This window comes from Faecalimonas umbilicata (genome assembly GCF_004346095.1).
Classification (GTDB): domain Bacteria; phylum Bacillota; class Clostridia; order Lachnospirales; family Lachnospiraceae; genus Faecalimonas; species Faecalimonas umbilicata.
Window position 1 is genome coordinate 115,700 of the sequence record NZ_SLZV01000007.1, and the last position, 9,817, is coordinate 125,516.

At 36.0% G+C, this 9,817-nt stretch carries 12 protein-coding genes and 1 tRNA gene; 8 read left to right on the forward strand and 5 right to left on the reverse strand.

Annotated features, from left to right (window positions below; genetic code table 11):
- Positions 1-447 (reverse strand): MarR family winged helix-turn-helix transcriptional regulator, encoded by a 447-nt coding sequence (locus EDD74_RS04985; protein WP_008976563.1) that lies wholly within the window; start codon positions 445-447, stop codon positions 1-3.
- Positions 448-745: 298 nt separating this feature from the next.
- Here EDD74_RS04985 and EDD74_RS04990 point away from each other — a divergent pair, with 298 nt between their 5' ends.
- The 7 genes from EDD74_RS04990 (at position 746) to EDD74_RS05020 (ending at position 6,648) form a co-directional block, all read left to right on the forward strand.
- On the forward strand, positions 746-1,420 hold the full coding sequence (locus EDD74_RS04990) for a response regulator transcription factor (RefSeq protein WP_116441652.1): 675 nt from the start codon (positions 746-748) through the stop codon (positions 1,418-1,420).
- On the forward strand, positions 1,408-2,589 hold the full coding sequence (locus EDD74_RS04995) for a HAMP domain-containing sensor histidine kinase (protein ID WP_116441651.1): 1,182 nt from the start codon (positions 1,408-1,410) through the stop codon (positions 2,587-2,589). The genes EDD74_RS04990 and EDD74_RS04995 overlap by 13 nt, the downstream gene beginning before the upstream one ends.
- A gap of 81 nt (positions 2,590-2,670) precedes the next feature.
- Positions 2,671-3,735, forward strand: coding sequence for an ABC transporter permease (locus EDD74_RS05000; RefSeq protein ID WP_116441650.1), 1,065 nt, complete (start codon positions 2,671-2,673; stop codon positions 3,733-3,735).
- A complete protein-coding gene (locus tag EDD74_RS05005) occupies positions 3,736-4,395 on the forward strand; it encodes a hypothetical protein (RefSeq protein ID WP_116441649.1) in 660 nt (219 codons plus the stop codon).
- A 4-nt stretch (positions 4,396-4,399) separates the two neighbouring features.
- On the forward strand, positions 4,400-5,278 hold the full coding sequence (locus EDD74_RS05010) for an ABC transporter ATP-binding protein (RefSeq protein WP_116441648.1): 879 nt from the start codon (positions 4,400-4,402) through the stop codon (positions 5,276-5,278).
- Positions 5,279-5,718: 440 nt separating this feature from the next.
- Positions 5,719-6,225 (forward strand): hypothetical protein, encoded by a 507-nt coding sequence (locus EDD74_RS05015; RefSeq protein ID WP_116441647.1) that lies wholly within the window; start codon positions 5,719-5,721, stop codon positions 6,223-6,225.
- Positions 6,226-6,309: 84 nt separating this feature from the next.
- Entirely contained in the window at positions 6,310-6,648 is a 339-nt protein-coding gene (locus EDD74_RS05020) for a hypothetical protein (protein ID WP_116441646.1), read from the forward strand.
- Positions 6,649-7,223: 575 nt separating this feature from the next.
- Here the strand turns inward: EDD74_RS05020 and EDD74_RS05025 are convergent.
- The 3 genes from EDD74_RS05025 to EDD74_RS15330 all read right to left on the reverse strand — a co-directional run bounded on the left by EDD74_RS05025 (position 7,224) and on the right by EDD74_RS15330 (position 8,862).
- Complete coding sequence (locus EDD74_RS05025; protein ID WP_008976570.1) at positions 7,224-7,541, reverse strand: type II toxin-antitoxin system RelE/ParE family toxin; 318 nt, start codon at positions 7,539-7,541, stop codon at positions 7,224-7,226.
- A gap of 3 nt (positions 7,542-7,544) precedes the next feature.
- On the reverse strand, positions 7,545-7,811 hold the full coding sequence (locus EDD74_RS05030) for a type II toxin-antitoxin system Phd/YefM family antitoxin (protein WP_008976571.1): 267 nt from the start codon (positions 7,809-7,811) through the stop codon (positions 7,545-7,547).
- 247 nt (positions 7,812-8,058) lie between these two features.
- On the reverse strand, positions 8,059-8,862 hold the full coding sequence (locus EDD74_RS15330) for an LPXTG cell wall anchor domain-containing protein (protein WP_242990125.1): 804 nt from the start codon (positions 8,860-8,862) through the stop codon (positions 8,059-8,061).
- Between the two features lie 42 nt (positions 8,863-8,904).
- On the opposite strand from EDD74_RS15330, the gene EDD74_RS15335 reads away from it, so the two are divergent.
- On the forward strand, positions 8,905-9,486 hold the full coding sequence (locus EDD74_RS15335; protein ID WP_242990123.1) for a site-specific integrase: 582 nt from the start codon (positions 8,905-8,907) through the stop codon (positions 9,484-9,486).
- 103 nt (positions 9,487-9,589) lie between these two features.
- On the opposite strand, the gene EDD74_RS05045 is transcribed toward EDD74_RS15335, so the two are convergent.
- A tRNA-Trp gene (locus EDD74_RS05045) sits at positions 9,590-9,660 on the reverse strand.
- Positions 9,661-9,817 lie beyond the last annotated feature (157 nt).

Genomic DNA, 9,817 nt, shown 5'->3' on the forward strand with positions numbered 1-9,817 from the left:
TTAATCTTCCTTTCTGCCTGCACTCTTTAAGTTGTCTCTCATCTGAAGCAAGAGTCTGCGAAAAAGCATTACTTCCTGCTCATTCATATTTGCGAACGCTTCCTGTTCCAACTGCTCCATCACAGTTTCCATTTTTGCCGCAATATTCTTTCCTTTCTCCGTAAGAAAAATTCTCATGATCCTCTGATCATTTTCATCCTGCTTCTTCTCTATATACGCTTCTGCTTCCAACTTCTTTAACATTACGGTAATCGAAGGAGGCTTTACACCGATATGTTTTGCCAGTTCCTTTTGTGCCATACCTCTGTGATCTTGATCTTTGCAATTCAACGCCCACAAAAGTCCCGCCTGTCCCGGATGTATATCTAACTCCTTAAACAGACAAATGCTTCTCTGCAAATACAGGTGCATCACATGACACATCAATAACTGTGTACTCTCTCCCATTCTGTCTCTCCTTTCTAAATTAGTTAATCGTTTAATTAATATTTTATTTTTCTATACAAAAAATGTCAATATCCATTCGTACTATTTATATTTTTTTAATATTTTTCACCGAAAATTTAATTAAATATTTAATTAATTTTTTCTTGTAAGTGTGCCATTTTTACAGATAGCATTTTTCTTACTATAGCCACATATATCCTCCACAGACACCAATAGTTTCATTTTCAACGATTGTTTATTTGTTGTTTTTTATGAAATATACTATAATTTAAGAATGATAGAATCTGGGGGAAACACTATGGGATATAAAATTTTAATAGTCGATGATGATAGAGAATTATTAAAGATGCTGCATCGTTATTTCACATTGAAGAATTATACAATAATTACTGCTGAAAATGGTGTGGAAGCATTGGAAAAGATAAGTGTAAATCCTGATATTATTTTATTGGATGTAAATATGCCGGGAATAGATGGAATTGAAGTATGCAGAAGAATCAGAGATATAGTTTCCTGTCCGATTATTTTTTTGACTGCGAAGGTAGAAGAACAGGATCGTGTGATAGGCTTGTTGTCTGGTGGCGATGATTATGTCTTAAAACCATTTAGTTTAAAAGAATTAGATGCTAGAATATTTGCTCACCTAAAACGCGAGGAACGTTTACATAGGAGAACAGAACAACGATTTTATGGGGATTTGATAATCGATTATGTTAGCAAACATGTACAGATAAAAGGAGAAGAGTTGGAGTTTACAAAATTAGAGTATCAGATTATAGAATTTTTATCCATGAATCCTGAAATGGTGTTTGACAAAGAACGTATTTATGAAAAGATTAGGGGATATGATGCAGAAGGAGATAGTCGGGTGGTGACTGAATTGATCCGCAGAATTCGAAAAAAATTAAAACAATATACGGAACATGAATATATTGAAACGGTATGGGGGATAGGATATAAATGGACAAAATAAAAAATCTTTCGTTAAGAAAAACCATTGTCTTATATATGCTGGTGAGTTTGATAGTCAGTTTTTATCTTTCGGCATTGATTATGCGAATCGCAGACACGATCCAAGATGACATTTGGTGGAAATACGTAGATCAAGAGAAGTATTTTAAAATGGCTGAAGGTGATGGTAGAAAGTATTTAACAGATGTTCCGAGACCAAATTCTTATAAAATGACAACATTTGATCATCTTGCATCAGAAATATGCGATTTCCTTCAGACGTTTACAGTACTTATCGTGTCTGTGATAGGCAATCTCATAGCAGTATTTCTTTTTTATAAGCATAAATTGAAACATCCCATTGAGGAATTAGAACTGGCATCACAACAAGTTGGTCGAAATAATTTGGATTTTCATATTACCTATGAAAATAAAGATGAAATGGGAAAATTGTGCAGAGAATTTGAACGAATGAGGGAACAGCTCGCAGAAAATAACCATAAATTATGGGAAATGATTGAGGAGGAAAAAGCTTTGCGCGCAGCAATTGCACATGATATCCGTTCTCCGTTATCCGTACTGGCTGGGTATCAGGAAATGCTTTCGGAATACCTCCCTGAAGAAGAGATAGATATAGTTCAAGCATTAGATATGGTAAATGAAAGTAAAAAACAGATTAAACGCATGGATACCTTTGTAGAAACAATGCGGAAGATAAGCAGTTTAGATACAAGAGAGTTAGTAGCAGAAGAAATTACAAGTAAGCGGTTAGAAATAGATTTACGGGCAGAGCTGAATGTGTTTGAGAAAGCGTTTGGAAAGGGATGCGAATTAGAATGTTTGGAAACAGCAGAAAAATTTTCAGGAGATAAGGAAGTGATTTTAGAGGTTATAGAAAACCTTTTGTCAAATGCCTTCCGTTACGCCAAGACAAAAGTGAAAATAGAAGTGCTCCTTGCTTATTCTGAATTACAAATCAGAGTAAAGGATGATGGAGTGGGATTTACAGCAGACAAGCAAAAGGCAACAGAGCTTTTTTATCAGCAAAATGTGAAAGATAGTTTGAAACATTCCGGAATGGGCATGTATATCAGTAGACTATATTGTGAAAAGCATGGTGGACAGTTACTTATAGAAAACGAAAAACAGAATGGAGCTGTAATAACAGCAATATTTCATCGGATTGCGTAAGCAGTCCGATTTTTTTATGATGTTGTCTTTTTGTTGTGATTTATATTTTATGATGTCTATAACAAGAAAGGAGGCAAATATATGATTGCTATTTTTAAAAGAGAGATTAAGAATTATCTAAAGCGACCATTATTTTGGCTAGGTATTCTGCTTGTAATCTATGGTGTGTTTCATACAACAAGTCCATATCTAACTACACATTATCTGGCACAAGAAGAAAAAATTGTTAATGACTATCCTGATACAGTTCGTTTAGCAGATGTTTATGAAGGGTATGTGCCTGCTAATCTAGAAAAGCACCGGGAAATATGGAGCAGCCAAATAAAGCAAGCACTAATTGATGAATTTAAAATGTCTGATTCAGATGCACAATCAGTAATAAACAAGCTTGCGAATATGGAGTTAGAAGAAGCGTTTACATATCTGGATGACGAATATGATTGGTATGGCGCGCGTTATGTATATGAAGACAGCACTTATTACAAGGGAACTCCAGAAGAAATCAACGCCTATTTAAATAAAAAGCTGAAAAATAAGACATTTTCTTTTTATTACTCAAGAAAATTTGCTGATTTTGCAGGACTGTTTATGTGTTTTTTTTCAACAGTCATGTTAGCAGTTCTGTTTTTACAGGACACGAAAAAGCATACTTATGAATTGCTTCACACAAAACCGATTTCTGCTGGAAAGTATGTACTGGCAAAAGTAAGCGCAGGATTTGTAACATGTTTGATTGCTTTGACTATTTTAAATCTGCTATTTTGGGTGTTATGTCTCATCTATACAAAAGACAGTGGATTTGAAGTGCGGTTATGGGATTTTGTAGTTTCTACTGCACTTTATATACTTCCCAATATGATGATGATTGTAAGTGTATATACATTGATTTCACTCCTGTTTAAAAATCCACTTCCTGGAGTGCCGCTTCTGATTCTTTACATGATGTATTCCAATATGGGCGAAAGAAATGCGGAAGGAGTCTATGGATATTGGGGAAGACCTTTTGCAATTATGGTTCGATTTCCCGGACAGCTGTTCGATATGACACCGCCGCCAATGGCACTTTTAAATCAGAGTTTTCTTATTTTAGTATCTGTAGCAATTATTTTGATTTCGATACAGATTTGGAAGAGGAGGCGGATGTAAATGAAGAAAGAACTAAAGATAGTCCTGCCATTTTATAAGATTGCTTATGCCTCATCCTTTGTTGTGATTTTAAGTTTGATTCGTGGTGTTATATTCACAAATGAAATAGGACTTTCCATAGAACCCCCTTTTGCGATATTGACTGCTACTTTTTGTGCAGACACGTATGTACAGGAAATTACAAGCAAACGTTCCGAAGTACACAGACTATATCCAATAAAAAGGAGAATTTCTTCCATCATGCAGCGAATAATGATACAGGAAATCTTCTTATTACTGCTTTCTGTTCTAGGATACGGACTATTTTTTACATTTCAGAAGCCGATCACACATCCAGTAACAGAAAGTGAACTACTTCAGTTTATTTCCTATTTTTTGGCAATTACAGTAACCATTTTCTTTTGGGGAATATTGGCTAATACATTGTCTATGCTTTTTCGCAATATGTGGATGGGAATTGGAAGCTGCCTTTTGATCTGGGTAGCAACAAATTCCACAGGGGGAGACAAGCTTTTTGGGGCATGGAATCTGTTTTCTTATACCTTTAGAAATATAGAAAATACTGCTGATATTACGTGGCTATATGGGAAAGCTTTGTGTATTTGTATAGGATTTGTTTTATTAATAGCATTGCCAAAGATAGTTAGAAAGAGAGGGTAAGTTTATGAGTATTCATATTGAGGATTTAACGGTAAGATTTAAGAATGGTGTGACAGCAATTGACCATGCAGACCTAGACATACCAAACGGAATTTTCGGACTGTTAGGAGAAAATGGAGCTGGTAAGACAACTTTCATGCGGGTATTGACTACTGTATTGAAACCAGTCAGCGGTACGGTCACGTTGGATGGAATATTATACAGTGAAGGAAATTATGAAAAAATTCAGAAAAAAATAGGGTATCTTCCACAGGAAATTGAACTTTATCCGAATTTGACTGTTCAGGAATGCTTGGAATATATGGGGGCTCTGGCAGGTGTAGAGAAAAAAGAATGCAGAAAACGAATAGACTATTATTTGGAAAAAACCAGTCTGATCGAACATCGAAAAAAGAAAATGAAACAACTATCAGGCGGTATGAAAAGACGTGTCGGATTAGTCCAGGCGCTTTTGAATGAACCAGAATTTTTAATTGTAGATGAACCAACTACCGGCTTAGATCCAGAAGAACGCATTCGTATTCGGAATTTGTTAGTAGACTTTTCTGAAAACAGAACGGTTTTGTTTTCAACTCATGTAGTAGAAGATTTAGCTGCTACCTGTAATCAACTTGCAATTATGCATAAAGGCAGATTTTTATATGCGGGTTCTATGAAAAATTTAGCCGAAGAAGCACAGGGAAAGATATGGATCTGTAAAGTATCTGATGAGGAAAAAGCAAGAAAAATAGAAGGCAAGTATCGCATTACATCAAAACAATATGTAGAAGGAGGTTTGCAGTTAAGAGTGCTTTCGGACACACAACCTGAATTAGATTGTATGTCTATTCCTGGTACATTGGAAGATGCATACATTTACTTTACAAATAAGTGTAATAAGTAATATGTTTGACACTCCCCATAGCTAAAGCAAGAGATGTTACAACACATTGGATAAAACTGGTAAAATTCCAGGTTCTCGGAGTTTTTTTAATCACATGTACAAAACTTATGATTAACTTTCATTTGAAGTGTTAAAGAGCCTTAAAACAGTGCTTCTATGCTGTTCTTAAGGCTTTTTTCTACATGAATCTGTGATACATACATGCCAATAGTTACTTTTGGAAGCAAAAATCGTCAGATATAGTTTTATGTCGGCACAATGTAAAACAACTCTTATAGGCTATGTTGTAATTTAAATTTTACAGACAGAGTAATTACACACTTGATCTTTTGGAACTAAAAAATAAAAAATATTAAGAAATGTTTGTAGAAAAATATGATATACTGTGAAAAACAGAACATAGTAAATGAAATGAGAAAATGAACGAAAGGGGATGTTCTATGAAACGCTGGAAACTAGTTGTTGTATTGTTGGTGATCATTACTTTAAGTAGCCCATTTTTATTTGATTACATATTAAAAGCAAAACAGAATCATTTCATTAGAGATACCTTTGGCTTTAATAAAAAAGAGTTTAAGGTTTTAAAAGAAACAGATAGCCACAGAGGTTTTCATGGAGATGGAGATTACGTTCTAATATTAGATTGCTCTGAAAATAGAGAAAAAGCATTGGAATATACAAAGGAATGGAAAAGCCTTCCATTGACGGAAAATCTTCAGCTTTTAATGTATGGGGGTGAAAAAGAAGATCATTTTTATAATTATAATCTGGCTGATGCTTCAAATATTCCTGAAATTAAGAATGGATATTATTATTTTTATGATAGATATGCAAACAGCAAAGATCCTAAAGATGACACGAATATATTTAGAGGTTCCTTCAATTTTTCTTTAGCACTATATGATTTAGATACGGATATAATGTATCTTTTAGAATTTGATACATAGCGGTTTACAACATTGGAATTGACACGTTGTGATAGGAACTAAAAGAAATATATGAAGATAGCATTTGTAAAGGAGCTTGCGCACATGAAGAAATTTTTACCTTGGATAATAGCATCAGGAGTAATCATGTTGGGATTGCCTTGTCTTGCGGTTACCTTTCTAGAAGGTGACAGTGGAATGGCAACTTGCCTTATTCTATTTTTTGCAGTGGACCCTATTTACGCAATTTGTACCGGAGTATATGCTGGTAAAGACATAAAAAAATTATGGGCATCACCAATTCTTACAGCGTTATTCTTTTTGGTCGGCACATGGTTGTTTTTGGATATAGGTGAAAAGGCATTTCTCTTATATGCATTGGTCTATTTATTCTTAGGGATCTTGGCGATGCTGATTTCTATGTTCCTAAAGAAAAAGTACTAAGGGAAATTCTTTGGGTTGTTGAATCGTTTAAAAAGTATAGAGTTATCGTGCAGCTACTTCATTAGAACTGTATTCCATATATTCAGCCTGCAGGGATTCTACTCTTTAAAATTTAAAATAGAAAAAGCCTTAAAACAACAATTCTACGCTGTTCTTAAGGCTTTTCAAAGCAGGGGATGAGAAAATCGAACCCCGTTGGAAAATCCAATTTCCCTTGAAAAATCAGCATTTTTGCTTTTTCAATTTGACTACATATGACTACATTTTGACTACAAAGAAAGGAAAATCAGCATAGTATCTATTGCAAATATTATCTGTTTTGTCCACTCTTATTCACTTCCAACGTTCCGTAGGATGCCCAGAGCGACGGTTCCTAACAGGGCGGTGGGACGGCTGGGCAAGTGTCCCCTCTCTATACATCACATATCAGCCTATATTTTCCCTCATACACAAAGAAGCCCTCTCGCATAAGCGATTAGGCTTCGATCAAATAAATTTATCAAATTATTTCCGTTTCTTTAAGATGGTTGCAAGGACAACTCCGAGTGAAGCAAGTCCTGCTCCTACTTTTATTATTATCGAATGAGCCAACTGTAATCCTTACGGCAATCTAAAATATACTCCACATACACCGTATCATCTTGTATTTGATAGAGGACAAGATACCACTTTGCAACAAACATCTTGTGATATTTATTCGGTGTAATATAGGATTCTTCAAAAAATGGAAAACGCTGCGGCATCTGACAGAGGGAACGCATAGCAGTCATAATCTCTTTCTTTTTTGCCGCTGCTGCTTCTTTGTTGACCTGTGCCATGAAACGGATATGTGTTCCCAACATTCTCTTTGCCCTATCAGAAACAATGACTTGGTATCTCTTACTCTCTGTCATACGCTACACCTCTGCAATCACATCATCAAGGTAAGCGTCCAGTTCATCAAGCGTACAGCCAACTCTGCCTGCCATTCTGTCTTCCTCTACTGCCAAAAGTTCCTCACGTAGCTTCAGCATTTTTTCCCTGCGGTTATAAGTTTCAATATCCATAACGACTAAATCTCCCTCGCCGTTCTTGGTAAGGAAAATTGGCTCTGCGGTCTTTCTGCACATATCGGCAATCTCGTTATAATTCTGGCGGATTGCTGCGGATGGACGAATATTCATAATGACACCTCCTAATTATTGATAACAATATTCTAACTATATTATACATTTATTATACTATTAAATCAATACAGAAAAAGAACTCAACATAATATCTATAACAAATACTATCCATTTTGTCCATCCCCTATCCATACACCCAGTTCCGCATGATGCCGCGGGCAACAAATCAGCCTATATTTTCCCTCATACACAAAGAAGCCCTCACGCATAAGCGATTAGGCTTCAATGAAATCAAACTATTGAATTATTTCCGTTTCTTTAAGATGGTTGCAAGGGCAACTCCGAGTGAAGCAAGTCCTGCTCCTGCGACTGGAAGTGTGGAAGCTGTATCTCCAGTTTTTGGAGATGTTCCCTCTTTCTTTGTTTCTGTTTCTTGTGTCTGAACATTTTCCTTATTTGCTTCTGGTTTCTGTTCTGGTGTTTCTGGATTCTCTGCATCCGGTGTTTCTGGTGTTTCTACATCTGGATTCTCCGGCTGTTCCGGTTTCTGATCTGGTTTCTCCGGCTGTTCCGGCTTCTGATCTGCATTCTCTGGCTTCTGCTCCGGCTCTTGCGGTTCTCCGTTGCATACCCAGTGACCTTCTTCTGGATGATTTACTGTTTCATAGTATGGTACGTTAGAGTAACCCATATGATTGTAGTCGCCATTCATAGCATTTTCTTTACTATGAGCAATCCATTCTTCGTCTGATGCAAATTCTGCATGACAACCGTTGCATACGCATTTATATTTCAGAATATTCTCTGTCCAAGCTTCCTTGTCTACTACCCATTCTTGTTTTGTTTCTGCTGGGTGTACTACTTCTTCTGTCCAAGCTGGTTTGTCTACAACATATTTGTTCTCAGTCCATCCTGGAGTGACTACTACTTCTTCATAATGACCTTTTTCTTCCTCAAGAAGTTTACCATTTTCATAATGACCTTCCTCTTCATGGTGTACGGTCTCATGCCACGCTTCTTTATCTACTACCCACTCACAATTTTCCCCATGTATATAAAAATTGTTCATCGCAAACACTGTTCCCGTTCCTGCAACAGTCAAAGACATAGCAGCCACCAACGCAACAACAAATTTCTTTTTCAAGTCTTTATGGAAGATGAGATTCCTCTGGTGATCAATTATTTAAGAGAAAATCCTAGTTTATTTAATTACGGAATTTTATTTACTTTTCAAACTGGGTTACGAGTTGGAGAGCTTTCAGCTTTAAAACCCTCTGACAAACACGGTAGAATCATCAAAGTTAGAAGAATTGAAGACAAATACCGAAACGAAAATGGTAAATGGGTAATCACGATAAAGGAACATTCCAAAACAGATGCCGGCAATCGTGATCTGATTCTTCCCTCTTCTGCTTGTGATACTTTTGAAGAAATTATGAAATTACGTCAAGATGGGGAATTTTTGTTTGAACAAAACGGAAAACGTATTCGTGGTAACGCATTCAATAAGCATCTATCCCGCATTTGTGAAAAACTAGATATTCCACACAGAACAATGCACAAAATTAGAAAAACGTATGGAACGACACTGATTGACAATCATGTGGATGAGCGATTTATCACAGAACAGATGGGACATGCCGATATAAGCACCACAAAAAAGTTGTATTATTTCAGCAATAAAACTCGAAAAGCAAAGGAAGAACAAATTGAGCAAGCTGTCTATTTTTGATAATCACTTTCATTTGACTACATGCTTGACTACATATAACTTTCCGAGAAAAAGAAAAACGCCAGAAACCTTATAAAATCAAGGTTTCCGGCTCATCTAAAAGCAGGGGATGAGAGAATCGAACTCCCACCAAAAGTTTTGGAGACTCCTATCATACCATTTGACCAATCCCCTATATATTATTAATATACCTTCAAAATCACATACAGTCAACTACTTTTCTAAGTTTTTTCTCTTTCCATCCATTCTCCTATCACCACTTGGTTATGCCCTCGACCGATTAGTAACAGTCAGCTCCATACATTACTGCACTTCCACCTCTGTCCTATCT